The organism is Streptomyces sp. NBC_01410 (assembly GCF_045040195.1).
GTDB lineage: Bacteria > Actinomycetota > Actinomycetes > Streptomycetales > Streptomycetaceae > Streptomyces.
Genome location: NZ_CP109530.1, coordinates 6,919,061 through 6,943,563 on the forward strand (window position 1 = coordinate 6,919,061; position 24,503 = coordinate 6,943,563).

Genomic DNA, 24,503 nt, shown 5'->3' on the forward strand with positions numbered 1-24,503 from the left:
GTCTTGCCCCAGTGTGTGACGGGGCTTACGTTCTCCTCCTACGCAAGTATCTACGTGCGTAGAGGGTCTCTGACCCCGCGTCGAAGGAGCAGCTCATGGCCAACGTCGTACGCGCCGCACTCGTCCAGGCGACCTGGACCGGCGACACCGAATCCATGATTGCCAAGCACGAGGAACACGCCCGTGAGGCGGCCCGCCAGGGCGCGAAAGTGATTGGTTTCCAGGAAGTATTCAACGCCCCCTATTTCTGCCAGGTCCAGGAGCCGGAGCACTATCGCTGGGCCGAGCCCGTCCCGGACGGCCCCACCGTCCGCCGGATGCAGGAACTCGCCCGCGAGACCGGCATGGTGATCGTGGTCCCGGTGTTCGAGGTCGAGGGCGCGGGCTTCTACTACAACACCGCCGCGGTGATCGACGCCGACGGCACTTACCTCGGTAAATACCGCAAGCACCACATTCCCCAGGTCAAGGGCTTCTGGGAGAAGTACTACTTCAAGCCGGGGAATCTGGGCTGGCCGGTCTTCGACACGGCGGTGGGCAGGGTGGGGGTGTACATCTGCTACGACCGGCACTTCCCGGAAGGCTGGCGTCAACTGGGCCTGAACGGAGCCCAGTTGGTCTACAACCCTTCCGCGACCTCGCGTGGCCTCTCCGCGTACCTCTGGCAGCTGGAGCAGCCCGCGTCCGCCGTCGCGAACGAATACTTCATCGCCGCGATCAACCGCGTCGGCCAGGAGGAGTACGGCGAGAACGACTTCTACGGCACCAGCTATTTCGTCGACCCCCGGGGCCAGTTCGTCGGTGAGGTGGGCAGTGACAAGGAGGAGGAACTGCTCGTACGCGACCTCGACTTCGACCTGATCGATGTCGTACGCCAGCAGTGGGCCTTCTACCGCGATCGCCGCCCGGACGCGTACGAGGGGCTGGTGCAGCCGTGACCAGCCTGTACGACCGGCACCGGGCCGTCATCCCGGACTGGGTCGCCCTCTACTACAAGCAGCCGGTCGAGATCACGCACGGCGAGGGCCGCCATGTCTGGGACGCGGACGGCAACCGCTACCTCGACTTCTTCGGCGGCATCCTCACCACCATGACCGCCCACGCCCTGCCCGAGGTCACCAAGGCCGTCAGCGAGCAGGCCGGGCGGATCGTCCACTCGTCCACGCTGTATCTCAACCGCCCGATGGTCGAGCTCGCCGAGCGGATCGCGACCCTCTCCGGCATCCCCGACGCCCGGGTCTTCTTCACCACCTCCGGCACCGAGGCCAATGACACCGCCCTGCTGCTGGCGACCGGATACCGCCGGTCCAACCAGGTCCTGGCGATGCGCAACAGCTACCACGGCCGGTCCTTCTCGGCGGTCGGTATCACCGGCAACCGGGGCTGGTCGCCGACCAGTCTCTCCCCGCTGCAGACGCTGTACGTGCACGGCGGCGTCCGCACCCGCGGCCCCTACGCCCAGCTCTCCGACGCGCAGTTCATCGAGGCCTGCGTCGCGGACCTGGAGGACATCCTCGGCCAGACCCGCGGCTCGGTCGCGGCGCTGATCGCCGAGCCCATCCAGGGCGTCGGCGGCTTCACATCCCCGCCCGACGGCCTGTACGCCGCGTTCCGCGAGGTCCTGAACCGGCACGGCATCCTCTGGATCGCCGACGAGGTGCAGACCGGCTGGGGCCGCACCGGCGAGCACTTCTGGGGCTGGCAGGCGCACGCCGACTGCGGGCCGCCGGACATGCTCACCTTCGCCAAGGGAATCGGCAACGGCATGTCGATCGGCGGTGTCGTCGCATCCGCCGAGGTCATGAACTCCCTGGACGCCAACTCCATTTCGACCTTCGGCGGCTCCCCGGTCACCATGGCGGCGGGCATCGCCAACCTCTCGTATCTGCTGGAGCACGACCTCCAGGGCAACGCTCGCCGCGTCGGCGGCCTGCTGATCGAGCGGCTGCGAGCCATCGGGGCGGGCATCGCCGCCGTACGCGAAGTACGCGGCCGCGGCCTGATGATCGGCATCGAGCTGGTCAAACCCGGCACCGACGAGGCGAACCCACAGGCGGCATCGGCCGTCCTGGAGGCCGCGCGCGAGGGCGGCCTGCTGATCGGCAAGGGCGGCGGCCACAACACCAGCGTCCTGCGGATCGCCCCGCCGCTCTCACTGACCGTCTCCGAGGCGGAAGAGGGCGCCGTCATCCTCGAACAGGCCCTGCACAACGCGTAGTCGACCGTAGGCACGAAAGGGAGCGCACCACCATGAGCAGCACCCGCACCCTGATCCGCGGCGGCCTGGTCGTCACCGCCGCGGACGAGATCCACGCCGACGTACTGATCGAGGACGGCCGGATCGCCGCTCTCGCGGCGCACGCCTCCGCCGTGGCCGAGGGCTGGACCGCCGACCGCATCATCGACGCGACCAACAAGTACGTCATCCCGGGCGGCGTCGACGCGCACACGCATATGGAGCTGCCGTTCGGCGGGACCTCCGCCTCCGACACCTTCGAGACCGGCACCCGGGCAGCCGCCTGGGGCGGCACGACCACCATCGTCGACTTCGCCGTGCAGTCGGTCGGCCATGCCCTGCGCGAAGGACTCGACGCCTGGTACGCCAAGGCCGACGGCAACTGCGCCATCGACTATGGCTTCCACATGATCCTTTCGGACGTGAACGGGTCCTCGCTGAAGGAGATGGACCACCTGGTGGCGGAGGGCATCACCTCCTTCAAGCTCTTCATGGCCTACCCGGGCGTCTTCTACAGCGACGACGGGCAGATCCTGCGGGCCATGCAGCGCTCCGCCACCAACGGCGGGCTGATCATGATGCACGCCGAGAACGGCATCGCGATCGACGTCCTGGTGGAACAGGCACTCGCCCAGGGCCGCACCGACCCGCGCTACCACGGCGAGGTGCGCCAGGTCCTGCTGGAGGCGGAGGCCACCCACCGCGCCATCCAGCTCGCCCGGGTCGCCGGCGCCCCGCTCTACGTCGTCCATGTGTCGGCCGACGAGGCGGTCGCCGAGCTCGCGGCCGCCCGCGACAAGGGTCTCAACGTCTTCGGCGAGACCTGCCCGCAGTACCTCTTCCTGTCCACCGACAATCTCGCCGAGCCGAACTTCGAGGGCGCCAAGTACGTCTGCTCGACGCCACTGCGGCCGCGCGAGCACCAGGCGGCACTCTGGCGGGGGCTGAGGACGAACGACCTCCAGGTCGTCTCCACCGACCACTGCCCGTTCTGCTTCAGCGGCCAGAAGGAGCTGGGCCGCGGGGACTTCTCCAAGATTCCCAACGGGCTGCCGGGCGTGGAGAACCGGATGGACCTGCTGCACCAGGCCGTCCTGGACGGGCACATCACCCGCCGGCGCTGGATCGAGATCGCCTGCGCCACACCGGCCCGGATGTTCGGCCTCTACCCCAAGAAGGGCACCATCGCCCCCGGCGCCGACGCCGATGTCGTCATCTACGACCCGCACGCCGAACAGACTCTCTCCGTCGAGACGCACCACATGAACGTCGACTACTCCGCCTACGAGGGCAAGCGGATCACCGGCCAGGTGGAGACCGTGCTCTCGCGCGGCGAAGTGGTCATCGACCAGCGGGAGTTCACCGGCCGGGCGGGACACGGCCAGTACACCCCCCGCGGCACCTGCCAGTACCTGAACTAGGAGCTCCACATCATGGACTTCGGACTTGTCCTGCAGACCGACCCGCCGGCCTCGGCCGTCGTCTCGCTCATGCAGCGCGCGGAACACAACGGCTTCCGCTACGGCTGGACCTTCGACTCGGCGGTGCTCTGGCAGGAGCCCTTCGTCATCTACAGCCAGATCCTGGAACACACGCAGCAGATGCACGTCGGGCCGATGGTGACCAACCCGGGGACCAGGACCTGGGAAGTCACCGCCTCCACCTTCGCGACGCTGAACGACATGTTCGGCAACCGCACGGTGTGCGGCATCGGGCGAGGCGACTCGGCGATGCGCGTCGCGGGCCGCAAGCCCAACACCCTGGCCCGGCTCGGCGAGGCGATGGGCGTCATCCGCGATCTCGCCGAGGGCCGGGAGGCCGAGGTCGACGGGCAGCCGCTGCGGCTGCCGTGGGTGCGCGACGGGAAGCTGCCGGTGTGGATGGCGGCGTACGGGCCGAAGGCACTGGCGCTCACGGGCCAGAAGGCCGACGGGTTCATCCTCCAGCTCGCCGACCCGTATCTGACCGCGTCGATGGTCTCCGCGGTACGCACGGCCGCCTCCGACGCCGGACGCGACCCCGCATCCGTCACCATCTGCGTCGCCGCGCCCGCCTATGTCAGTGACGACCTGGCGCACGCCCGCGAGCAGTGCCGGTGGTTCGGCGGGATGGTCGGCAACCACGTCGCCGATCTGGTCTCCCGTTACGGCGAGCACTCCGACCTGGTGCCCGAGGCTCTCACCTCGTACATCAAGGCGCGCGAGGGCTACGACTACAGCCACCACGGCCGCGCCGGGAACCCGTCGACGGACTTCGTCCCGGACGAGATCGTCGACCGCTTCTGTCTGCTCGGCCCGGCCGAGGCGCACATCGAGAAGCTGAAGGAGCTGCGCGCACTGGGCGTGGACCAGTTCGCCGTCTACAACATGCACGACGCGAAGGAAGCGACCATCGACGCGTACGGCTCCGAGATCATCCCGGCACTCAACGGCTGAAGGGCGAGCCGCCTGTGACTGCGACCGTCCCCTCCGGAGAACCCATAATCGACCAGGACGGCCGCGTCGAGCTTGCGCCCGGCGCGGCACCCTCCGACAACCGCTTCGTCAACGACGATCTGCTGCCCGTACCGGTCTCGCAGCGCCGCTGGACGACGTACAACTTCGCGGCCCTGTGGGTCGGCATGGCCCACAACATCCCGTCCTGGCTGCTCGCCTCCGGACTCGTCACGCTCGGCATGGACTGGAAGCAGGCGGTGTTCACCATCGCCCTGGCCAATCTGATCGTGCTGTTCCCGATGCTGCTGACCGGGCACGCGGGACCCAAGTACGGCATCCCCTTCCCCGTTCTCGCCCGGGCCTCCTTCGGCCTGCGCGGGGCGAATCTGCCCGCGCTGATCCGGGCGGGGGTGGCCTGCGCCTGGTTCGGCATCCAGACCTGGATCGGCGGCCAGGGCATCTTCGTCCTGCTCGGCAAGATCTTCGGCGGCTGGGCCGAGGCCGCGGAGGTCGGCGGGCAGCCGTGGACGCTGTGGGTGTGCTTCGTGCTCTTCTGGGCGCTCGAACTGGCCATCATCTACCGGGGGATGGAGGCACTGCGGCGGTTCGAGAACTGGGCGGCGCCCTTCGTCATCGTCGGCGCGCTGGTGCTGCTGGTGTGGATCGCCGCGAAGGCGGGCGGCCTCGGCCCGCTGCTCGACCAGCCGTCCAAGCTTGGCTGGGGCCCGGACTTCTGGACGGTCTTCTTCCCCTCCCTGATGGGGATGATCGCCTTCTGGTCGACCCTCTCCCTGAACATCCCCGACTTCACCCGCTTCGGATCCGGTCAACGGGCCCAGATCTGGGGGCAGTCGCTCGGGCTGCCGACGACGATGACGCTCTTCGCCCTGCTGTCGGTCTTCGTCACCTCCGGCTCGCAGGCCGTGTACGGCGTGGCCGTCTGGGACCCCGTCCAGCTCGCCGCCAAGACCGACAATGTCTTCGGGCTGCTCTTCGCCCTGGTGACCGTGCTGGTCGCGACGCTCTCTGTGAACATCGCGGCGAACGTCGTCTCACCGGCGTACGACCTGGCGAACCTCGCGCCGAAGGTGATCAACTTCCGTAGGGGAGCGCTGATCACCGGCGTCGTCGGGGTGCTGATCATGCCGTGGAAGCTCACCGAGACACCCGAGCTCTACATCTTCACCTGGCTCGGTCTGGTCGGCGGGCTGCTCGGCACGGTCGCGGGCATCCTCATCGCCGACTACTGGGTCGTCCGCCGCACCGTGCTCGACCTGCCCGGTCTCTACACTCCTGGCGGCCGCTACTGGTACGCCTCCGGCTGGAATCCGCGCGCGGTCGCGGCCTTCGTGGTCGGCGGTGTACTTGCGGTGGGCGGATCGCACTCCGCGCCCGGCAAGGGGCCCTTCCCCGAGGACGGCCTCATCCCGTTCCTGAAGCCGCTCGCCGACTACGGCTGGGCGGTGGGGCTGGGGGCCTCGCTCGTGCTCTACATGGTGCTGATGCTGCCGGAGCGGGCCCGGCTGACCGCAGGCTGAACGGCGCACGCAGGGGCGCGAGCGCGCACATCGGTGCCCGCTCGCGCCGCGCGCCCGGTCAGCGGCTCGGCCGCTGGGACTCCACGATCTTGCGGATCGTCGGCTCGGCCCCCGACCGCCGCTGGACCCGTTCGGCGAAGCCCGGGAACTGGCCTGCGATCGCGCTGAGGATCTTCAACTCCAGCGGTGCGACATTGATTTCGGCGACATCGCGCTCGACGGCCCGCACCACACCGTTCACAACCTGCCGCGGCGAGACCGTACGCACACCTGCGGGAGTCCCCGAGCCGGTCGCCGCGAACATCCCCAGGTCCCGTACGAAACCGGGCTGGACGATCGACACGCCGACACCCGTGCCGTGCAGATCCTGGCGCAGAGCGAGCGAGAAGCCGCGCAGCGCGAACTTGGTTCCGCTGTACAGCGACGAGGACTTGGTCGCCGCCTTGCCGGAGAGCGAGCCGACGAAGGCTATGTGGCCCCGGCCCGCCTCGACCATGGCGGGGGCGAGCAGCCGCGCCAGGAGCGCGGGAGCGCGGAAGTTGACCGCGATGGCGCGGTCGATCTGCTCCGGCGTGTAGTCCAGCAGCTCACCGCTGGAGGGCAGTGCGGCGTTGGGGATCAGGATGTCCGTACCGGCGGCCTCGTCCGCGAGCCGCCGTACATCGTCGTCGTCCGCGAGGTCGGCGAGGATCGTGCGCGCCCCATAGCGGTCGGCGAGCGGCTCCAGGGCCTCGCGGCGGCGGCCGGTCAGCACCAACTTCGCGCCCTTGGCGGACAGTTCGGCGGCGAGTGCGCCGCCGATGCCGCCGGTGACCCCGGTCAGCAGAACGGTTGCTCCGGTGATGCGCATCTGGTTACCCTCCAGTTCTGTTCGTTCGAACGAACAATAGGGAGGCGGGGCGGTCGTGTCCACAGACGAATTCGGCGGACTGGCAGAACACATAAGGGTGTTGAGGGGCGGTCACACCTCCTCGGAGGAGCTCGTGAGCGACGCGCTCCGGCGCATCGAGGCCAGCCAGTCCACCATCAACGCCTTCCGCTGGACACGCGGCGAACGGGCCGTCGACGAAGCCAGGGACGCCGACCGGCGGCTCGCGGCAGGGGAGCGGCTGCCGCTGCTCGGTGTGCCGGTCGCCGTCAAGGACGACACCGACGTGGCCGGGCTGCCTACCCTCTTCGGCTGCTCCGGCGAACTCGCCCCGGCCGAACGGGACGGAGAGGCGGTACGCCGACTGCGCGCGGCCGGCGCCGTCATCGTCGGCAAGACCAACTCCTGCGAACTCGGACAGTGGCCGTTCACCGAAGGCCCCGCCTTCGGCGCCACCCGCAACCCCTGGTCAACCGACCACACCCCGGGCGGCTCCTCCGGCGGCTCCGCGGCAGCCGTCGCCGCCGGGCTCGTGCCCGCAGCCCTCGGCTCCGACGGCGCGGGCTCGGTCCGTATCCCGGCAGCCTGGTCCCATCTCGTCGGCATCAAACCGCAGCGCGGACGGGTCTCCCTCCACCCTTACGCCGACGCCTTCCAGGGCCTCGCCGTCAACGGCCCGCTCGCCCGCACCGTCGCCGACGCCGCCCTGCTGCTCGACGTGGTGCAGGGCCCGCACGCCGAAGACCTGCACCAGCCCGCCGCGATCGACGCCTCGGCCGCGGCCCGCCGCGACCCGGGCCGACTGCGCATCGCCCTCGCCTGGCGGCCCCCGCTCACCCTCACCCGCAGCATGCCGCACCCCGAAGTACGCCGCGGCGTCACCGCACTTGCCGAAGCACTCGCCCGGCTCGGCCACCATGTCGAGGAGGCCCGGCCGCGCTACGGGCTGATCGGCCTCGCCTTCGTGCCGCGCGCCACCGCGGGCATAGCCGAGGTCGCGGCCCTCCACCCCGAGCCCGCACTCCTCGACCCGCGCACCCGCACCGCCATGCGGCACGGCCGGACACTCGGCGGGCGCGTCGTGCGGGCCGCCCGCGCCCGCGAAGTCCGCCAGCACCGGCGGATCGGCGCGATCTTCGACTCGTACGACGTCGTTCTCACGCCCACGACCGCGGCCCCGCCCCCGCGCATCGGCACCTTCGACGGCCTCAGCGCCTGGCGTACGGACGCGATCATGGCCGCCGCGTGCCCGTACGCCTGGCCCTGGAACGTCCTCGGCTGGCCCGGCGTCAACGTCCCCGCCGGTCTCACGGCCGACGGACTGCCCTTCGGCGCCCAACTGCTCGGCCCCGCAGGCAGCGAGGAACGGCTGATCTCGCTCGCCGCCCAACTGGAGGCCGACCTGCGCTGGTACGAGAAGCGCCCGCCCGCCCCGCTGATCCCCGGGAGCGTGCCGGTGGAACAATGACCGCCATGTCCAGCCCCGCCCGCTCCGCCCCCACCCGGCAGCGCATCATCACCGCCGTCCTGCACATCATCGGCAAGGACGGGGTCGCGGCGGTCACCAACCGGCGGATCGCCAAGGAGGCCGGGGTCTCGCTCGGCTCGGTCACGTACCACTTCGAGACCCAGCACGAGTTGCTGCGCGAGAGCCTGCTGCACTTCGTGCGCGAGGAGACCCGCCGCTTCACCGAACTCGCCGACCAGTGCCAGAGCGACGGCGTCGACATCGACGGCGCGGCTGCCCTGGCGGGCCAGGTGGCGGGCGGCACCGCCTTCGACAGCGAGCACATCGCGCCCTTCGAGCTGTACGTCGAGGCCGGGCGCGACGAACGGCTGCGGGAGGCCGCGGCGGAGGCCTTCGCGGCGTACGACCGGCTGGCGACGCAGATCCTCACCGGCCTCGGCGTCCCCGACGCGGAGCACCTCGCCGCGACGACGGTCGCGCTGGTGATGGGCCTCCAGCTCCGCCGCCTGGCGACGGGCGGCCCGTCGCAGGACCTGGTGGACGCGCTGCTGCTGCTGGCGCGGGGGGCGGTGGGGAGGTAGGCGGCGCGGTGCGGTGCGGCGCGGTGCCACCTGCGGCGGGCTTGTTCCCCACGCCGCCCTCCCCCGACTCCGTCCGGGGGACCCCCAACCTCCGCGCGCCTCAAACGCCGGAGGGGCTGAATTTCGCGTCCGGGACCACGCCTCAAGCGCCGGCGGGGCTGGATTGTGCGGCGGGGCTGATTATTCAGCCCGTCCGGCGTTTGAGGACATGCGGCCGAAGGTCGCATTCGGGGTCCGGGGCGAAGCCCCGACCGGGGGTCTGGGGGCTTGCCCCCAGTTCGGGATGGGGGTACCTCCCACGGCCGCCAGGCCGTAGGGGGAGGGCGGGGTGGGGAAAGACCCCCGGGCCCAGTCAGCCGGTCGCCAGGACCAGGTCCACGACCGGCCGGTACTCGCTCTCTGCCGCCTCGTCCACGCTCTCCCGCGTCGCGATACGGAAGATCAGCGCGCGGACGAGGAGTTGACCCCAGTCCGGCACATGTGACCAGCGCTCCAGCAGCGCCGCATCGGCCGCGGACCAGCACAGCGCGTCGACCGCGACGATCGCCGAGGCCCAGGCCGCCGGGCGCCAGTACGGAGCCCAATCGGTGATCGCGGGCGGCAGGCCGGGCTCGAAGAGGACGTTGCCCAGCAGATCGCCGTGGACGATCTGGGCGGGTGCCTCGACCGGGCGGCGGGCGGCCAACAGCGGCTTGAGCAGCGGGAAGTCCGGGACCTCGTCGGTCTCCTGCCAGGCCAGCCGGTCCGCGCGGGACCACGGGTCGTCCCGTACGCCGAGGAAACGCGGGCGGGGCAGGTCACTGAGCGCCGCGTGGAACGCCTCGCCTGCCCGGATGACGTCGTCGGCGCGGTGCGGATCGGCGGATCCGCCGGTCAGCCGCCAGGCCTCCCAGCCGTGCGCCGCCCAGCCCCCGTCCGCCGCCGGGGCGGGGCGGGCCACGCGGAAGTCGGGGGCCTTCGGCAGATGGTGCAGCACGCCCGCACGCCATACCGTCTCGGGCTCCGAGACGGCGGGCTTCAGCACCAGCGGTCCTGAACGCCAGGCGGAACCATGGCCGCCGGGGAGCGGGACGGGTGCTTCGGACGCCCCGAAAGCCGTGAGTACGCGAGCGGACGGTGCGGGGGACTGGGTCATGGCCGGGAAGCGTAGGCGGCTGGCTTGCATGGCTGCCGAACTTTCCCTTCGTACTCGATGAATTCGAGGTGCCGAGCGCAGCGACCGCGGCGCGTTCCGCCTCGTATCGCCGCCAGGTGACACCCTGTCAGTTCAGTAGGGGTGCCGGTCGGGCTTTGTACTCCACGCCTCGTAGGCCTTCGCACCCATCTCGGGGTGGATCTGCTCGATCTGGATCCTGCGCTCGTCGAGGGGCTTCATGAAGTCCTCGTACTGGAAGGCGTCATCGAATCCGATCTCACGCGTGGCTTTCAGATCGCAGCTGAAATAGACGTTGTCGATCCGCGACCAGTAGATGGCGCTCATGCACATCGGGCACGGGGCGCCGCTGATGTAGATCGTGCACCCCTTGAGCATCCGGGCCCTCTCCGGTACCGGGTCGGGGGATCCTGCCGGGCGCTGCACGTATTCGAGCGTGCTCTCGTTCTGGTGATCCTCCGATATGGAGGGCGCCTCGGGATTGAGCCGCTGAACCGCTTTGCGGATGGTCTCCACTTCGGCGTGCGCGGTGGGGTCGCCGGTGAGGAGTACGCGATTCTGGCCGCGGGCGACGATCTCGTCGTCACGGGTGATAACCGCGCCGAAAGGGCCGCCCCATCCCTCTTCCACGGACTCGGTGGCCAGCCGTATCGCCTCCGACAGAAACTCCTTGTGTCCCATGTCGAACCTCCGCTTCACCACACACCGAGGTATAATTCCCCCATTTGTCCGATAACTCCCCTACGTAGTAGGCTACTCCGTATGGGTGTTACTGCAAGCCGTGTCCCGGGCGGCGACGGTGCCACCGTCGTGACCTCCCAGAAGGTCCGGGAGGGCCGGGTTGACGCCTATAAGCGCTGGCAGGAGAAGACCAACCACGTAGCCGAGGGCTTTGACGGCTTCGAGGGCGCGGAGCTGTATCCACCGGACTCCGGCGAGGAGAACGAGTGGGTGGTGGTCTTCCGCTTCTCCCGTGTCGACCAACTGACCGCATGGCTGGACTCCGCCGCTCGCCGCAGGCTCCTGGACGAGGCGCAACTGCTGTTCGACGGCGCCCCGACCCTGGAGGTATTGGCCGGCGGAGCGCCCGCCCCTCAGGAGCCGCGGGCTGTCACGGCGGTCATCTCCCATTCCGTACGGCCGGGGAAAGAACGCGACTTCAAGCGTTGGCAGGACAAGGTCCTGAAGACGCAGGAAAAGCATCCCGGTTTTATGGGGACCGAGTTGTTCGAGCCGGTGAAGGGAATCCAGGACAACTGGGTGGTCGTTTTCCGTTACGACACTCGTGACAACCTCGACGCATGGCTCGACTCTGCCGAACGCGAAAAGCTGCTGCACGAGGGGCGCCAGTACTTCTCCTCGTACGACGTACGCAAGATCGGGTCGGCGTTCAGCGGCTGGTTCCGTTTCGGGGAGGGCGACGAGGAAGGGATTCCGTCCAACTGGAAACAGGCCATGTCCGTCGTTCTGGCGCTCTATCCGACGGTGATGGTTCTGGATCTGACGGTGGGAAAGGAATTCGACGACTGGGGCGTACCCGGGTATCTGGGACTGTTCATCTCCAATGTGCTGAGTGTCTCCATCCTGACCTGGGTGCTGATGCCGCTGGTCAACAGAGCCCTCGCGTTCTGGCTGCTGCCCAGCCGGGCACGTTCCACGCGTACGCATGTGGCGGGAGCGCTGGTGGTGATGCTGTGCTGGGCGGTCTTCATCCTGGTCTTCGGCCTGACCACTGACTGACCGACCGAGGACTGACTGACCGAGGACCGACTGACGACTGACTGACGACTGGTCAACCAATGGGGTCATCGTGGGCGGACAGACGCAGGCGCGGCGTATCGAAGGAGACATCGTCCGGCGGGGCGACCCCGGATACGAGAGCACCCGGCGGGACATCCTGTGGAACGGGCTCAAGCCCCACCGGTTCCCCGAGTTGATCGTCCGGGTCGCCTCGGAACGCGATGTCCCGGAAGCCGTGGCACTCGCCCGCTCCGAGGGCCTGCGCATCGCCGTACGGGCGGGCGGGCACAGCTGGTGCGGCTCGCCACTGCGCGACGGAGGCATGCTCATCGACCTCGCCGCACTCAACCGGACCCACATCGACCCGAACTCGGCCACGGCGACCGTCCAGCCCGCCGTCACCGGCGGCGCACTCGCCGCCGAACTCTCCCGGCACGGCCTGGCCTTCCCCACCGGGCACTGCGGCTCCGTCGCCGTCGGCGGGTACCTCCTCAGCGGCGGTCTCGGCTGGAATTCCGGCGCGCTGGGACCGGCTTGCGCGAGCGTGCGGCAGATAGAAGCCGTCACGGCCGCCGGCGAGGTCGTCCGATGCGACGCGGAGGAGAACGCCGACCTGTTCTGGGCGGCGCGCGGAGCCGGCCCCGGTTTCTTCGCGATTGTCACCGGCTTCCGCCTCGCCCTGCACCCGCGCCCGGAGGCGATCGTGACGACCACGTACGCCTTTGCGCTGGCGGACGTCGTACCCGTGACCCGCTGGGTGAGCGAGGCCGCCACCGAACTCCCGCGGACCGTCGAACTGTCCTTCCTGATGGGCACTGCCGACCCGGCCATGTCGGCGGCCACACCGAGGCCCAAGGTGGTCGTTGTCGCGGCCACCGCCTTCGCGGACAGCCAGGACGAGGCGATCCGCTCTCTCGGGCCGCTGCGTGCCTGCCCGCTCGACGACCGTGCCCTCTTCATCCAGGCCGACGAGCCGGCCTCCCTCGAGGCCCTCGACGAGAGCTCCGGGACCCTGTGGCCGGCCAGTTACCGTTGTGCGGCTGACACACTCTGGTCCGGCGCGGACTACGAAACCCTCCTGTCGAGGCTCGCCGCAGTCGTCGCCGCGGCCCCCTCGGAGAGGTCCCTCGTACTCGCCCCCGTGTCACCGGTCTCACGGGACAAGGCGCTCCAGCAGGACATGGCCTTCTCGGTGCTCGGCGACAGCTATGTCGTCCCGTTCGCGATCTGGGACTCCCCGGCGCAGGACGACGCCAACATGCGCTGGCTGCGCGACGCCATGCGAGCCGTCGAACCCCTCGGCACGGGCCATTACATCGCCGAAGCCGACCTCATGGCCGACCCCTCCCGCACCCGACGCTCCTTCAGTCCGGCCGACTGGGACCGGCTGGAACGGCTCAAGGCACGCTACGACCCCGAGGACGTCTTCTTCTCCTATCTCGGGCGATAAACCGCGGTGGCGTGGTCACGTCATCACTGTCGGTGACCCATGGAACCCGAGGGGAATGCAGGGTTACGCCATGGGGCGCGGACCGGACAGCGCGATGTCAGCGGGCCGTGCTTTGCTGGAGAAATGATCGATGACTTCTTGAACGGTGATCTTTCCGCAGTCGAGGAGGCGGTCCGCAAGGCGGCCGCCACCGAGATCACGCCGCGCTACCGCCAGCTCGCCGCGCACGAGATCGTCGAGAAGACCGGCCCGCACGATCTTGTGACGACGGCCGACCGCAATGCCGAGGAACACCTGACCGCCTCGCTGACGGCGCTGCTGCCCGGCTCCGTCGTGGTGGGCGAGGAGGCCGTCCACGCGGACCCTTCGGTGTACGAGGCGCTGCAGGGCGACGCGCCCGTCTGGATCGTCGACCCGGTGGACGGCACACGGCAGTTCGTCCGCGGCGAGCCCGGATTCTGCACGCTCGTCGCTCTCGCACAGCACGGCGAGGTGCTCGCGTCCTGGACGTACGCGCCGGTCCTGGAGGAGATGGCGATCGCGATACGGGGCGGCGGCGCACGGCTCAACGGCACGCCCATACGGTCGGGTTCGCCGACGCCGGGCGCGGTGCTGGAGATCGCGATGTCCCACCCGGACTACACCACCCCGGACCAGAAGCACGCCCTGCTCGGCCTGAACGCCGAGGGCATCCAGTCCCGCCCCTGCGGATCGGCGGGCCTGGAGTACCTGTCGGTGGCCCGGGGCGACCTGGACGCGGTGGCCTTCTCCTGGGAGAACGCATGGGACCACGCGGCGGGCCTGCTCCTGGTGACGGAGGCGGGCGGCGCGCAGATGACGGTGTCGGGGGAGCGGTTCCGTATCGGGGGAGGCAATGCGCTGCCGTTCACGGCGGCGAGGGACGGGGGTACGGCGGAGAGGGTGCGGGACCTGTTGCGCGGGTGAGTGTTTCCCCACCCCGCCCCTGCCCGCTGTGACTTTTGCGGCTCCGACCCAGGGCCCTGTGGGGGGCTGGCGCCCCCACAGTCGGGCTGCTGTGCTCCAACGGCTTCGCGGTCGAGCCCGAGGACCCTGGGCTGGCCTCTCCACCTCCGCGGCTCCGGCGCCTACGCGGCGCCGCACAGTGCGGGCTGGTTCCCCCGCACCCCCTGGCGCCCTGCGCCGCAGGAGCGGCAGCTTCGCGCCGCCTGATGCGATCACTCCGCGCCGCCAGTCCGGCACCGGCCATTCAGCCCGTCCGGCGTTTGAGGACCGGGGTCCGGGGCGGAGCCCCGGTTGTGGGATGGGGGTACCTCCCACGGCCGCCAGGCCGTAGGGGGAGGGCGGGGAGGGGACAAGGCCCGCGCAGCGGCCCCCGAACCCGCACCCTGCGGCGTGCCCGCGCAACGCACCCGCAAGGCCGCACCCTGCGGCGTGCCCGCGCAACGCACCCGCAAGGCCGCACCCTGCGGCAGCACCGCGCAACGCACCCTCCAAGGCCCGCGCCCCGCGGCCGCCCGCACACCGGACCCCATACCCCGCGCCGCTAGCCCAGCCGCGACCTCGCCTCGGCCACCAGCGCGTCCGCCGAGTCCACCGCCCCCGTGTCCAGGCCCCGCAGCGCCCCCGACACCCTGGCCGCGAAGTCCTCCGGCGCCGCGGGCAAAGACGTCGCCGTCCTCAGCGCGCCCTTTTCGTTCAGACACCACACCCTCGCGTGCGCGTGCAGCGACTGGACCAGGACGCCGAACGCCCTGCTCAGGCACAGCGACACATGCAGCACGTCCCCCGCGCCCACCGACTTCCGCGCCGCCGCGACCGAGAAGTCCGCCTCCCACGCCGCGTCGATCAGAGCGCGGCGCAGCGGCTCCGGGTACCCCTGGGCCTGGGTGCGCAGTGACGTCAACTCGCCGTCCGCGTCGGCCAGTACGCGGCACAGCGCCACCTCGCCCGCGTACGCGGGCGACCAGAAGCCCAGGGGGTGGCCGGCCTGCATGCCCGTCTCGTACCGCCCCGCCAGGCAGTCCGCCCAGACCGCCTCGACGCGGTCGAGGTCGCGCAGGATCCAGTCCACCTGGCCGCCGTCCACCGTCAGCCACGCGCCGCCGTTGACCCAGGGACCCCAGCCGCCGGGGCCCGCGATGTCCACCTGCGTGCCCGTCACCTCTGTGGCGAGGGCCGCCAGCGCCCCGGTATCGACCGAACCCCGGTAGTAGACGCCCAGGTCCCAGTCGGAGTCCGGGCGGTGCGTGCCCCGGGCGCGGCTGCCGCCCAGGGCCACCGCGCGCACCCCGCATACGGCCATGAGCTGCTGCGACATCGCTTCGATTCGGGAAATCATCGCCGCGGAGCCTACCGCCGCCCCCGCTGTCGGTGCTCCGCAATATCCTGGGGACCTTGGCCATCGGCTGACAAAGGAGTCCGAAGGTGCCGTCGATGCTCGATGCCGTCGTCGTGGGGGCGGGGCCCAACGGGCTGACCGCAGCTGTCGAATTGGCCCGCCGCGGCTTCTCGGTGGCGGTGTACGAGGCGATGGACACCGTCGGCGGGGGAGCGAGGACCGAGGAGCTCACCCTCCCGGGCTTCCGGCACGACCCCTGCTCCGCCGTCCATCCGCTCGGCATCGGCTCACCGGCCTTCGCCGCCATGCCGCTGGCCCGGCACGGCCTGGAGTGGCTGCACCCCGAACTGCCCCTCGCGCACCCCTTTCCGGACGGCACCGCGGCCGTGCTGAGCAGGTCGGTCGGTGAGAGCGCCATGTCGCTGGGCGCCGGTGACGCCGGGGCGTACCGACGGCTCGTCGCGCCCTTCCTCGGGCACTGGGACACCCTCGCCGCGGACTTCCTGCGCACCCCCTGGGACGGCCTGCCCCGCGACCCGTACCGTCTCGCCCGCTTCGGGATGGTCGCGCTGCAGCCCGCCACCTGGGTCTCGCGCCGTTTCGAGGGGGAGCGGGCCCGCGGTCTGTTCGCCGGTCTTGCCGCCCATGCCATCGCCCCCACCAGCGGGTTCGCCACCGCCGGGATCGCCCTGTGCTTCGCGCTCGCCGCGCACGAGGTCGGCTGGCCGGTGCCGCGCGGCGGTTCGCAGGCGATCTCGGACGCTCTCGCCTCGTATCTGCGTGAGCAGGGCGGCGTGATCCATACGGGCACGGAGGTGAAGCGGCTGGACGAGCTGCCCCCTGCCCGTGCGTATGTCTTCGACACCTCGCCGACCGCGCTCGCCAGGATCGCGGGTCTCGGCCAGGCGTATCAGCACTACCGCTACGGCGCCGCCGCTTTCAAGATCGACTACGCGCTCTCGGGGCCCGTGCCCTGGACCGCGCAGGAGGCCCGTGCGGCAGGGACCGTGCACATCGGCCCAACCGCCGGCGAGATCGACGCGGCCCTGACCGCCGCCGTCGGGGGCCGTGACCCCAAGGTCCCCTTCCTGATCACCGCCCAGCCCAGCCTGGTGGACCCCTCCCGCGCTCCGGCGGGCAAGCATGTCCTTTGGGCGTACGGCCATGTGCCGGCCGGCTGGGAGGGCGACGCGACCGAGGTCATCGAGCGGCAGCTGGAGCGGTTCGCGCCCGGTTTCCGCGACCTCGTGCTGGCCCGCGCCGTCGCGGGCCCGCCCCAGCTCGCCCGGCGCAACGCCAACTACGTGGGCGGGGACATCGCCTGCGGAGCCTTCGCCGGACTCCAGACGCTGATCCGTCCCAGGCTCGCCCGCGTCCCGTACGCCACCGCGCACCCCGCCGTCTTCATCTGCTCCTCCGCGACCCCGCCGGGCCCCGGTGTGCACGGCATGTCCGGCCACCACGCCGCGAAGGCGGTCTGGCGCAGTCTGCGCAGGGGGCACTCCGCGTAGGCCGAAGCCGCATGGTCCACGTGCGTAGGCTGAAGTCATGGTCGAGATCACGCTCGTGCGCGGGGACATCACCCGGCAGCGTGTCGACGCCATCGTCAACGCCGCCAATTCCTCACTGCTCGGCGGCGGTGGTGTCGACGGAGCCATCCACCGTCGCGGTGGACCCGAGATCCTCGCGGAATGCCGTGCCCTGCGCGCCTCGCATTACGGCAAGGGCCTGCGCACCGGGCAGGCCGTCGCCACCACCGCCGGCCGCCTGGACGCCGACCATGTGATCCACACGGTCGGCCCCGTGTGGTCCCGGCAGGAGGACCGTTCCGGCCTGCTGGCCTCCTGTTACCGTGAATCGCTGCGCGTGGCACGGGAGTTGGGCGCGAGCACCATCGCCTTCCCCGCCATCTCGACCGGCATCTACGGCTGGCCGATGGACGACGGCGCGCGTATCGCGGTCCGTACGGTCCGCGAGGCGGCCGCCGCGCCGGTCACCGAGGTCCGTTTCGTGCTCTTCGACGAGCATGCGTACAGAGAATTCGAGACCGCCCTGGCAGCGCAAGGCTGATGTCGTTTTCTCGCTAGCACCGGCCCTGGCGCTGCCGGATGCTTGAGCCATGCACACCGACACCGAGCGCTGCGTACGCGCCGTCCAGTCGAAGGACGCCCGATTCGACGGCTGGTTCTTCACGGCCGTGCTGACCACGCGGATCTACTGCCGCCCCAGCTGCCCGGTGGTGCCGCCGAAGGTCGAGAACATGACCTTCTACCCGAGCGCCGCCGCCTGTCAGCAGGCCGGATTCCGGGCCTGCAAGCGCTGCCGCCCCGACACCAGCCCCGGCTCTCCGGAGTGGAACGCCCGCGCGGACACCGTCGCACGCGCCATGCGTCTCATCCGCGACGGAGTCGTGGACCGCGAAGGGGTACCGGGCCTCGCAGCCCGCCTCGGCTACTCCACCCGGCAGATCGAGCGCCAGCTCCTCGCCGAGCTGGGCGCGGGACCGCTCGCCCTGGCCCGCGCACAGCGCGCCCAGACCGCGCGCCTGCTCATCGAAACCACCCCGCTCCCGATGGCCCAGGTCGCCTTCGCGGCCGGTTTCGCCTCCATCCGCACCTTCAACGACACCGTCCGCGAAGTCTTCGCACTCGCCCCCGGCGAACTGCGCGCCCGCGCCACCCGCAGCCGTACCGCACCCCCGCAGACCCCCGGAGTGATCTCCCTGCGGCTCCCGTACCGCGCGCCGCTCAACCCGAGCAACCTCTTCGGCCACCTCGCCGCCACCGGCGTACCCGGCGTCGAGGAGTGGCTGGACGGGGCCTACCGCCGCACCCTCAACCTCCCCTACGGGCACGGAATCGTCGCCCTGACCCCACGGCCCGACCACATCGCCTGCCGGCTCGCCCTCACCGACCCCCGCGACCTCACCATCGCGATCAGCCGCTGCCGCTGGATGCTCGACCTGGACGCCGATCCGGTCGCCGTCGACGACCAGCTGCGTACGGACGAGCTGCTCGCGCCGCTGGTCGACAAGGCGCCGGGGCGACGGGTGCCGCGCACCGTCGACGCGGCGGAGTTCGCCCTACGGGCGGTGCTGGGCCAGCAGGTCTCGACGGCCGCGGCCCGCACCCACGCGGGCCGCCTGGTCACGGCCCACGGAGAGGCGATCGAGGACGCCGAGGGCGGCCTCACGCATCTCTTCCCGTCCTCCGAGGCGCTGGCGACGCTGGACCCCCAGAGCCTGGCGCTGCCCGGCACCCGCCGCACCACCGTCATGAGCCTCGTCGGGGCGCTGGCCGACGGCTCATTGCGGCTCGGCATCGACAGCGACTGGGACAAGGCCCGCGCCCAGCTGACCGCGATCCCCGGCTTCGGCCCCTGGACGGTCGAAGTGATCGCGATGCGCGCCCTGGGCGACCCGGACGCGTTCCTGCCCGGCGACCTCGGCATACGGCGCGCCGCCGCCGAACTGGGTCTGCCCTCGACCCCGGCCGCGCTCACCAACCGCGCCGCGGCCTGGCGGCCCTGGCGGGCGTACGCCGTCCAGTACCTCTGGGCCACCGACGATCACCCCATCAACCGCCTGCCCTCTTAAGGAAGTTCAGCCATGACCAAGCAGCACACGGTTGTCGACAGTCCCTACGGCCCGCTGACCCTCGTCGCCACCGACGGAGTGCTGAGCGGCCTCTACATGCCCCAGCAGCGCCACCGGCCCGACGAGGAGACCTTCGGCGAGGAGGATCCCGCCGCCTTCGGCGAGGCGATCCGCCAGCTGGAGGCCTACTTCGCCCGCGAGCTCACGGAATTCGACCTGCCGATGCGGCTGCACGGCACGGACTTCCAGCAGCGCGTGTGGGAACAGCTGCGGCAGATCCCGTACGGCGAGACACGGACCTACGGCGAACTGGCCGAGGCGCTCGGCAACGCCGGTGCCTCCCGCGCGGTGGGTCTGGCCAACGGCAAGAACCCGATCGGGATCATCGTCCCCTGCCACCGGGTCATCGGCTCGACGGGCGGCCTCGTGGGCTACGGCGGCGGACTCGACCGCAAGCAGCGGCTGCTGGCGTTCGAGTCCGGTACACCGGACGACGCGCTGTTCTAGGCACGGGCCCCGGCGATCTCACAGCCGCTCGGCTTCCCAACGGGGCGATAGGTTTCTGTTCGGGATAGCGGCGTGAGGTGAGGCAATGCGGCATGCGGCAGTAGGCGTCGACATCGGTGGTACCAAGGTGCTCATGCTCGCGGAGGGGCAGGATCTTGAAGCGCCGCTCACTCGGCGCCTGGCCACGGGTCCCTCGGTCGTTCCCGCAGACATCGAAGCCGCTGTCCGGGCCTTCATCGCCGACAACGCCCTGAAGCCGACGGCACTGGGGATCGCCGTGCCCGGCCTCGTCGAGAACGGTCAGGTCAAGATCTCCGACGTGTTGCCCCAGCTCACGGGCTGGGAGGGACTGCACCATGACGGAACCCCACTGCTGCTCGTCAATGACATCCGAGGTGCTCTCGCGCAGGAGTCGGCCGGCCTTTCCAAGGCCTCGTCCGCTGCGGTGATCGTCTGTGGGACCGCAGTGGGATCGGCCTACCTGTGCGAGGGACGGGTCGTCCGCGGCTCGCGAGGATGGGCCGGTGAAATCGGCAGCATGCCGATGCCGACGCCACAGGGTGTCAAGCGGCTCGACGACCTCGCCGGCGGCGGTGTCCAGCCGGTGCAGCAGTTCGGGCAGGGCGGTGCCGATGGGCTCCCGGACGACTTCGTCGGCTCGGTCGTCGTACGGGGTCGGCTCGGCGTTGACGATGATCAGTCGGGCGCCGTGGCCGGCGGCGACGCCGGCAAGCCCCGCGGCGGGCTGGACCTGGAGGCTCGTCCCGACGGCGATGAAGACCTGGCATGCCTTGGTGATCGCGAGAGCCTCGCCCAGTACGACGGGGTCGAGCCGCTCGCCGAACATCACCGTGGCCGACTTGAGGATGCCGCCGCACTTCAGGCACGGCGGATCCTCCTCACCGGCCTCGACTCGCGCGAGCGCTTCTTCCATCGGTGCCTTGGCGTGGCACTTGGTGCACACCACGGTCCGTGCGGTGCCGTGCAGTTCGAGCACCTTGCGTGCGGGCATTCCGGCGAGCTGGTGCAGCCCGTCCACGTTCTGCGTGATCACCCGCACGGGCACCCCGGACCGCTCCAGTTCCGCCACGGCCCGGTGCGCCGTGTTGGGTTTGGCCTGCAGCGTCCGGTTCTTCCGCCGCATCTGCCAGGACCGGCGCCGGATCTCCGGATCGGCCATGTAGTAGTCGTAGGTCACGAGCTTCTCGGCCTCCGGATCGCGCCGCCACAGGCCGTTCGGCCCGCGGTAGTCGGGGATCCCGGAATCGGTGGAGACACCGGCGCCACTGAGGATGGCGACGAGGGGCTTGTTCATGGGCCGAGGGTAAGTCGCGCGTCCCCACTGGGCGACCGGATATCGGGGGCTTGTGTGCTCCTGGGGAGCCGGGGCGGCCCGTCAGTCCTTCGGCCTCGCCGACGACTTGGCACAGAGATACGGACGGGCGAGCAGCAGGCCGGTGCCGGTCAGGGCGATGCCGGAGTACACCGGCGCGAGGTGGATGAAGTCCGTGTAGTGGATCGCGCCGTGCACCATGACAGCCGGCAGGAAGCCGGCGGCCGCCGCCGCTGCCAGGGTCCAGAACACCCATGTCTCACCCCGCCGCCAGCCCCACGCGCTGAGCAGAGTGATCGCCACCGCGGCGGCCATCAGGGCGCCTCCGAACCCCGCGCGGTCGTGGGCGACGAACGGCACAAGCCGGGGATTCACGATTTCCAGCGTCTGCGCGCTGGTGCCCAGGAAGGTCAGGTCGGTCGGCACAAAGACGCCGGTCAGACCGACCACCGAGATCACCGCTCCGCCGACGAACAGCCCCGCTCCCGTGACGATCAGCAGCAACTGGCCGGCCAGTGCCCGTCGGCGCTCCGGCTCCGGCCCCTCGGGCGCCAGGCGCCACCGCGGTGCGTACGGGGTCCGGCGGACCGCGGCCACGAACATCGGGAACAGCACGATGGTGGTAGCGGTGTGCAGAGGTTCCACGAATCCGGTGGCCAGGAAGTAGAACAAGGTGGGGAAGCCGACTGCCCCCGAGAGCAGATAGACATCGCGGGCCCAGGTCCAGCCGCGTCTGATCCCGCCCACGGCGAGGCCGGTGTAGAGCGCGCCGATCGCCACCATCGTGCCGGCCAGGGTGATCCGATCGTGCTGGAGGAAGTGCACGAGGTGGTGATTGGCGGCATGCATGTCGTGCAGCGTCATGCCGAGGTAGTCGCGGTCGTACCAGAGCAGCACCGGCCCGAGCGCGATCGCCGCGGCGCCGAGTCCGCCGCCTGTCATGCCGAGCCCCACGAGCAGCGCCCACCACCAGGCGGGCCAGCGTCGGGGATCGCGACCGACGTCCCGTAGCACCGGAGCGGGCGCGGTGGGCGTGACTGCCTCGGCGACCCGTGCGAACCAGCCGGGTCCGGCCGCGACGAGCAGTCCGGGCCGGGCGAGCACGACGGCGCCCGGCTCTTCGAGCGCGGCGGCCGCGGCGGTGACCGACGGGTCGGACATGTGGACCACGTGCGGTTCGTCGCCGCTGGTGAACCCGTCGACATGAGGCTTGAGGGCTGCCTCGGCCTCCGGGTCGCAAGCGCGGACGACCATCGGGATCGAACGGCCGGCAGCGGCCTCGCGTACGGTCTCCGCTTCGGCCGCCGAGACGGATGCCACCTCGACGACACCAGCCCCGAGCGGGGGCATGGCGCGTAGCGCTTCGCGGGCGAGCGAGGGCGGGACGGATATGCCGAGGCGGACGGTCACGGGCACACCGGCGATCTCGCCGGCGAGCCGCTCCGGCGGACGGCGGTGGCCGAGCGACCGAGCGATCAGCCACGCGCCGACGGGACGGGAGCCGATCGAGGCCAACAGCCTCAGTGCGGTCCGCTGCGAACGGCGCCGGCCCAAGAGGGCGGCGGCCGAGCCGCGCAGCGGGTGATAAGTCCAGTCCGGCATCAGTGGCTCTCACTCTCCGTCGCGGTCACCCGGTCACGGGGCGCGGTCCGGCCGAGCACCTCGAGCGCGTGCAGCGCGTTCGGCCACAGGGAGATACCGGCGCCGATCTCAGTGAACTCTGCAGCCCGTTCCGGCACCTCGACACGCCGGCCCCGTCGGTGCGGGGCAATGGCCGCCGCGAGGCCGCCGATCCCGCCGCCGATGATGGTCGCGGCGCGCTCCGGCATGGGTCCTCGCTCTGGGTTCGGGGGGCGCCGCCCCATCAAGTGACCGTCGATCCGGTGCCCGAGCGGCATGCGACGCGGCAGCAGGCCCGGCTGAGCAGCGCCTCATAGCAACATGTCGACAGACGCCTGTCAACGTGCGTAGCCGGCGCGGCCAGACCAGGTAATGGGCCTTCCGGGGGCGTAGTCTCAGATGCTCTCGGTGCCCAGCCGGCGCAGGAGTTCGGGCAGAGCGGTGCCGATGGGCTCGCGGACGACTTCGTCGGCCCGGTCGTCGTACGGGGTCGGCTCGGCGTTGACGATGATCAGTCGGGCGCCGTGGTCGGCGGCGACTCCGGCAAGCCCCGCGGCGGGCTGGACCTGGAGGCTCGTCCCGACGGCGATGAAGACCTGGCATGCCTTGGTGATCGCGAGAGCATCGCCCAGGACCACGGGGTCGAGCCGCTCGCCGAACATCACCGTGGCCGACTTGAGGATGCCGCCGCACTCCAGGCACGGCGGATCCTCCTCACCGGCCTCGACTCGCGCGAGCGCCTCCTCCATCGGTGCCTTGGCGTGGCACTTGGTGCACACCACGGTCCGTGCGGTGCCGTGCAGTTCGAGCACCTTGCGGGCGGGCATGCCGGCGAGCTGGTGCAGCCCGTCCACGTTCTGTGTGATCACCCGCACCGGCACCCCGGACCGCTCCAGCTCCGCCACGGCCCGGTGTGCCGCGTTGGGTTCGGCCTGCAGCGTCCGGTTCTTCCGCCGCATCTGCCAGGACCGGCGCCGGATCTCCGGATCGGCCATGTAGTAGTCGTACGTGACGAGCTTCTCGGCCTCCGGGTCGCGCCGCCACAGGCCGTTCGGCCCGCGGTAGTCGGGGATGCCGGAGTCCGTGGAGATACCGGCGCCGCTCAGGATCGCGACGAGAGTCATGCCGCGAGCGTACGCAGCAGGCCGCGCGGCGGCGAGCCGATTACGCGGGCGGCAGCCCGTTCTCCAGCTCCACCGTTCCGCTGCCCTTCTCCAGGGCGTCCAGAGCGGCCAGCACCCGGTGACCCAGCGAACTGCCCAGGAAGTGCGCCGGGATCTCGTCACGCGACACCAGCCGCCAGGAGATCAGCTCTTCCTCCTGCAGCCGGATCGCCGCGAACTGTGCCTCGGTCAGCACCCCGCCGTCGTACACATACGCCGCGATCGGCGGCCGCGCGGTGCCCTGCACCCAGTCCACCGCAAGCAGCGCGCCCGGCTCCACGTCGAGTCCGATCTCCTCGAGCGCCTCCCTGCGGGCGGCCAGCCGCGGGGTTTCGCCCAGATCCGACTCGATGGTCCCGCCGGGCAGCGCCCAGCCCTCGCGGTAGTTGGGCTCGACGATCAGCACACGTCCCTCGCCGTCACGGATGAGAACGGCGGCACCGGCGAGGATGCGGGGCAGGGATGCGATGTACGTGGCGTAGTCAGAGGAAGTCAC

General features: G+C 70.7%; 22 protein-coding genes and 2 pseudogenes. 15 read left to right on the top strand and 9 right to left on the bottom strand.

Going from position 1 to position 24,503, the window contains the following annotated elements; translation table 11 throughout:
- Positions 1 to 95 precede the first annotated feature (95 nt).
- From OG741_RS31745 to OG741_RS31765, 5 genes are read left to right on the top strand one after another with little or no spacing between them, the layout of a single operon-like run.
- Entirely contained in the window at positions 96 to 938 is an 843-nt protein-coding gene (locus tag OG741_RS31745) for a nitrilase-related carbon-nitrogen hydrolase (RefSeq protein WP_266482895.1), read from the top strand.
- Positions 935 to 2,218 carry an aspartate aminotransferase family protein gene (locus OG741_RS31750; protein ID WP_405603476.1) on the top strand — a complete coding sequence of 428 codons (1,284 nt, stop codon included), beginning with the start codon at positions 935 to 937 and terminating at the stop codon, positions 2,216 to 2,218. The genes OG741_RS31745 and OG741_RS31750 overlap by 4 nt, the downstream gene beginning before the upstream one ends.
- Before the next feature lie 32 nt (positions 2,219 to 2,250).
- Complete coding sequence (gene hydA / locus OG741_RS31755; protein ID WP_405603478.1) at positions 2,251 to 3,657, top strand: dihydropyrimidinase; 1,407 nt, start codon at positions 2,251 to 2,253, stop codon at positions 3,655 to 3,657.
- Between the two features lie 12 nt (positions 3,658 to 3,669).
- Positions 3,670 to 4,671 carry a TIGR03842 family LLM class F420-dependent oxidoreductase gene (locus OG741_RS31760; RefSeq protein WP_405603480.1) on the top strand — a complete coding sequence of 334 codons (1,002 nt, stop codon included), beginning with the start codon at positions 3,670 to 3,672 and terminating at the stop codon, positions 4,669 to 4,671.
- 14 nt (positions 4,672 to 4,685) lie between these two features.
- Positions 4,686 to 6,209, top strand: a complete 1,524-nt coding sequence (locus OG741_RS31765; protein WP_405603482.1) for an NCS1 family nucleobase:cation symporter-1 — start codon at positions 4,686 to 4,688, stop codon at positions 6,207 to 6,209.
- 58 nt (positions 6,210 to 6,267) lie between these two features.
- On the opposite strand, the gene OG741_RS31770 is transcribed toward OG741_RS31765, so the two are convergent.
- Positions 6,268 to 7,059 (bottom strand): SDR family NAD(P)-dependent oxidoreductase, encoded by a 792-nt coding sequence (locus tag OG741_RS31770; RefSeq protein WP_405603483.1) that lies wholly within the window; start codon positions 7,057 to 7,059, stop codon positions 6,268 to 6,270.
- Positions 7,060 to 7,114: 55 nt separating this feature from the next.
- Between OG741_RS31770 and OG741_RS31775 the strand changes: the two genes are divergently transcribed.
- Both OG741_RS31775 and OG741_RS31780 read left to right on the top strand, forming a co-directional pair.
- Positions 7,115 to 8,545, top strand: coding sequence for an amidase (locus tag OG741_RS31775; RefSeq protein WP_405603484.1), 1,431 nt, complete (start codon positions 7,115 to 7,117; stop codon positions 8,543 to 8,545).
- A 5-nt stretch (positions 8,546 to 8,550) separates the two neighbouring features.
- Positions 8,551 to 9,126 carry a TetR/AcrR family transcriptional regulator gene (locus OG741_RS31780; protein WP_266482911.1) on the top strand — a complete coding sequence of 192 codons (576 nt, stop codon included), beginning with the start codon at positions 8,551 to 8,553 and terminating at the stop codon, positions 9,124 to 9,126.
- Between the two features lie 352 nt (positions 9,127 to 9,478).
- Here the strand turns inward: OG741_RS31780 and OG741_RS31785 are convergent, their stop codons facing one another.
- Both OG741_RS31785 and OG741_RS31790 read right to left on the bottom strand, forming a co-directional pair.
- Positions 9,479 to 10,261: a TIGR02569 family protein gene (locus tag OG741_RS31785; protein ID WP_405603485.1), complete on the bottom strand. Its 783-nt coding sequence runs from the start codon at positions 10,259 to 10,261 to the stop codon at positions 9,479 to 9,481.
- A gap of 132 nt (positions 10,262 to 10,393) precedes the next feature.
- The gene (locus OG741_RS31790) at positions 10,394 to 10,960 is read right to left on the bottom strand and encodes a nucleoside deaminase (protein WP_405603486.1); all 567 of its coding nucleotides are present in this window, start codon (positions 10,958 to 10,960) and stop codon (positions 10,394 to 10,396) included.
- An 81-nt stretch (positions 10,961 to 11,041) separates the two neighbouring features.
- Between OG741_RS31790 and OG741_RS31795 the strand changes: the two genes are divergently transcribed.
- The 3 genes from OG741_RS31795 (at position 11,042) to OG741_RS31805 (ending at position 14,414) form a co-directional block, all read left to right on the top strand.
- Complete coding sequence (locus OG741_RS31795; RefSeq protein ID WP_405603487.1) at positions 11,042 to 12,019, top strand: antibiotic biosynthesis monooxygenase; 978 nt, start codon at positions 11,042 to 11,044, stop codon at positions 12,017 to 12,019.
- A gap of 70 nt (positions 12,020 to 12,089) precedes the next feature.
- Positions 12,090 to 13,469: an FAD-binding oxidoreductase gene (locus tag OG741_RS31800; RefSeq protein WP_405603489.1), complete on the top strand. Its 1,380-nt coding sequence runs from the start codon at positions 12,090 to 12,092 to the stop codon at positions 13,467 to 13,469.
- 123 nt (positions 13,470 to 13,592) lie between these two features.
- A complete protein-coding gene (locus tag OG741_RS31805; protein WP_405603490.1) occupies positions 13,593 to 14,414 on the top strand; it encodes an inositol monophosphatase family protein in 822 nt (273 codons plus the stop codon).
- Positions 14,415 to 14,994: 580 nt separating this feature from the next.
- On the opposite strand, the gene OG741_RS31810 is transcribed toward OG741_RS31805, so the two are convergent.
- Complete coding sequence (locus tag OG741_RS31810) at positions 14,995 to 15,789, bottom strand: nucleotidyltransferase family protein (protein ID WP_405603491.1); 795 nt, start codon at positions 15,787 to 15,789, stop codon at positions 14,995 to 14,997.
- 86 nt (positions 15,790 to 15,875) lie between these two features.
- Between OG741_RS31810 and OG741_RS31815 the strand changes: the two genes are divergently transcribed.
- From OG741_RS31815 to OG741_RS31835, 5 genes and pseudogenes are all read left to right on the top strand, one after another.
- Positions 15,876 to 17,300 (top strand): phytoene desaturase family protein, encoded by a 1,425-nt coding sequence (locus OG741_RS31815; protein WP_405603493.1) that lies wholly within the window; start codon positions 15,876 to 15,878, stop codon positions 17,298 to 17,300.
- A 37-nt stretch (positions 17,301 to 17,337) separates the two neighbouring features.
- Positions 17,338 to 17,859, top strand: a complete 522-nt coding sequence (locus OG741_RS31820; RefSeq protein ID WP_405603495.1) for an O-acetyl-ADP-ribose deacetylase — start codon at positions 17,338 to 17,340, stop codon at positions 17,857 to 17,859.
- 49 nt (positions 17,860 to 17,908) lie between these two features.
- Positions 17,909 to 19,384, top strand: a complete 1,476-nt coding sequence (locus OG741_RS31825; protein ID WP_405603497.1) for an AlkA N-terminal domain-containing protein — start codon at positions 17,909 to 17,911, stop codon at positions 19,382 to 19,384.
- Positions 19,385 to 19,396: 12 nt separating this feature from the next.
- The gene (locus tag OG741_RS31830) at positions 19,397 to 19,891 is read left to right on the top strand and encodes a methylated-DNA--[protein]-cysteine S-methyltransferase (RefSeq protein ID WP_405603499.1); all 495 of its coding nucleotides are present in this window, start codon (positions 19,397 to 19,399) and stop codon (positions 19,889 to 19,891) included.
- A gap of 133 nt (positions 19,892 to 20,024) precedes the next feature.
- Positions 20,025 to 20,381, top strand: a pseudogene (locus OG741_RS31835) (ROK family protein); the annotation flags it as partial.
- Between the two features lie 99 nt (positions 20,382 to 20,480).
- On the opposite strand, the pseudogene OG741_RS31840 reads toward OG741_RS31835, so the two are convergent.
- The 5 genes and pseudogenes from OG741_RS31840 to OG741_RS31860 form a co-directional block, all read right to left on the bottom strand.
- Positions 20,481 to 21,206 (bottom strand): annotated as a pseudogene (locus OG741_RS31840) (SIR2 family NAD-dependent protein deacylase); the annotation flags it as partial.
- Positions 21,207 to 21,287: 81 nt separating this feature from the next.
- A complete protein-coding gene (locus OG741_RS31845; RefSeq protein ID WP_405603500.1) occupies positions 21,288 to 22,826 on the bottom strand; it encodes a hypothetical protein in 1,539 nt (512 codons plus the stop codon).
- On the bottom strand, positions 22,826 to 23,053 hold the full coding sequence (locus tag OG741_RS31850; protein ID WP_405603501.1) for an NAD(P)-binding protein: 228 nt from the start codon (positions 23,051 to 23,053) through the stop codon (positions 22,826 to 22,828). Before OG741_RS31850 ends, OG741_RS31845 begins: the two co-directional genes overlap by 1 nt.
- A 186-nt stretch (positions 23,054 to 23,239) precedes the next feature.
- The gene (locus OG741_RS31855) at positions 23,240 to 23,968 is read right to left on the bottom strand and encodes an SIR2 family NAD-dependent protein deacylase (protein ID WP_405603503.1); all 729 of its coding nucleotides are present in this window, start codon (positions 23,966 to 23,968) and stop codon (positions 23,240 to 23,242) included.
- A 40-nt stretch (positions 23,969 to 24,008) separates the two neighbouring features.
- A complete protein-coding gene (locus OG741_RS31860) occupies positions 24,009 to 24,503 on the bottom strand; it encodes an NUDIX domain-containing protein (protein WP_405603504.1) in 495 nt (164 codons plus the stop codon).

Bases quoted from the DNA above. Each gene is read 5' to 3' on its own strand.
- OG741_RS31855 (WP_405603503.1), bottom strand. From the start codon at position 23,968: ATGACTCTCGTCGCGATCCTGAGCGGCGCCGGTATCTCCACGGACTCC.
- OG741_RS31825 (WP_405603497.1), top strand. From the start codon at position 17,909: ATGCACACCGACACCGAGCGCTGCGTACGCGCCGTCCAGTCGAAGGAC.
- OG741_RS31810 (WP_405603491.1), bottom strand. From the start codon at position 15,789: ATGATTTCCCGAATCGAAGCGATGTCGCAGCAGCTCATGGCCGTATGC.
- OG741_RS31850 (WP_405603501.1), bottom strand. From the start codon at position 23,053: ATGCCGGAGCGCGCCGCGACCATCATCGGCGGCGGGATCGGCGGCCTC.
- OG741_RS31790 (WP_405603486.1), bottom strand. From the start codon at position 10,960: ATGGGACACAAGGAGTTTCTGTCGGAGGCGATACGGCTGGCCACCGAG.
- OG741_RS31845 (WP_405603500.1), bottom strand. From the start codon at position 22,826: ATGCCGGACTGGACTTATCACCCGCTGCGCGGCTCGGCCGCCGCCCTC.
- OG741_RS31805 (WP_405603490.1), top strand. From the start codon at position 13,593: ATGATCGATGACTTCTTGAACGGTGATCTTTCCGCAGTCGAGGAGGCG.
- OG741_RS31795 (WP_405603487.1), top strand. From the start codon at position 11,042: ATGGGTGTTACTGCAAGCCGTGTCCCGGGCGGCGACGGTGCCACCGTC.
- OG741_RS31745 (WP_266482895.1), top strand. From the start codon at position 96: ATGGCCAACGTCGTACGCGCCGCACTCGTCCAGGCGACCTGGACCGGC.
- OG741_RS31780 (WP_266482911.1), top strand. From the start codon at position 8,551: ATGTCCAGCCCCGCCCGCTCCGCCCCCACCCGGCAGCGCATCATCACC.
- OG741_RS31830 (WP_405603499.1), top strand. From the start codon at position 19,397: ATGACCAAGCAGCACACGGTTGTCGACAGTCCCTACGGCCCGCTGACC.
- OG741_RS31770 (WP_405603483.1), bottom strand. From the start codon at position 7,059: ATGCGCATCACCGGAGCAACCGTTCTGCTGACCGGGGTCACCGGCGGC.
- OG741_RS31785 (WP_405603485.1), bottom strand. From the start codon at position 10,261: ATGACCCAGTCCCCCGCACCGTCCGCTCGCGTACTCACGGCTTTCGGG.
- OG741_RS31760 (WP_405603480.1), top strand. From the start codon at position 3,670: ATGGACTTCGGACTTGTCCTGCAGACCGACCCGCCGGCCTCGGCCGTC.
- OG741_RS31820 (WP_405603495.1), top strand. From the start codon at position 17,338: ATGGTCGAGATCACGCTCGTGCGCGGGGACATCACCCGGCAGCGTGTC.
- hydA (WP_405603478.1), top strand. From the start codon at position 2,251: ATGAGCAGCACCCGCACCCTGATCCGCGGCGGCCTGGTCGTCACCGCC.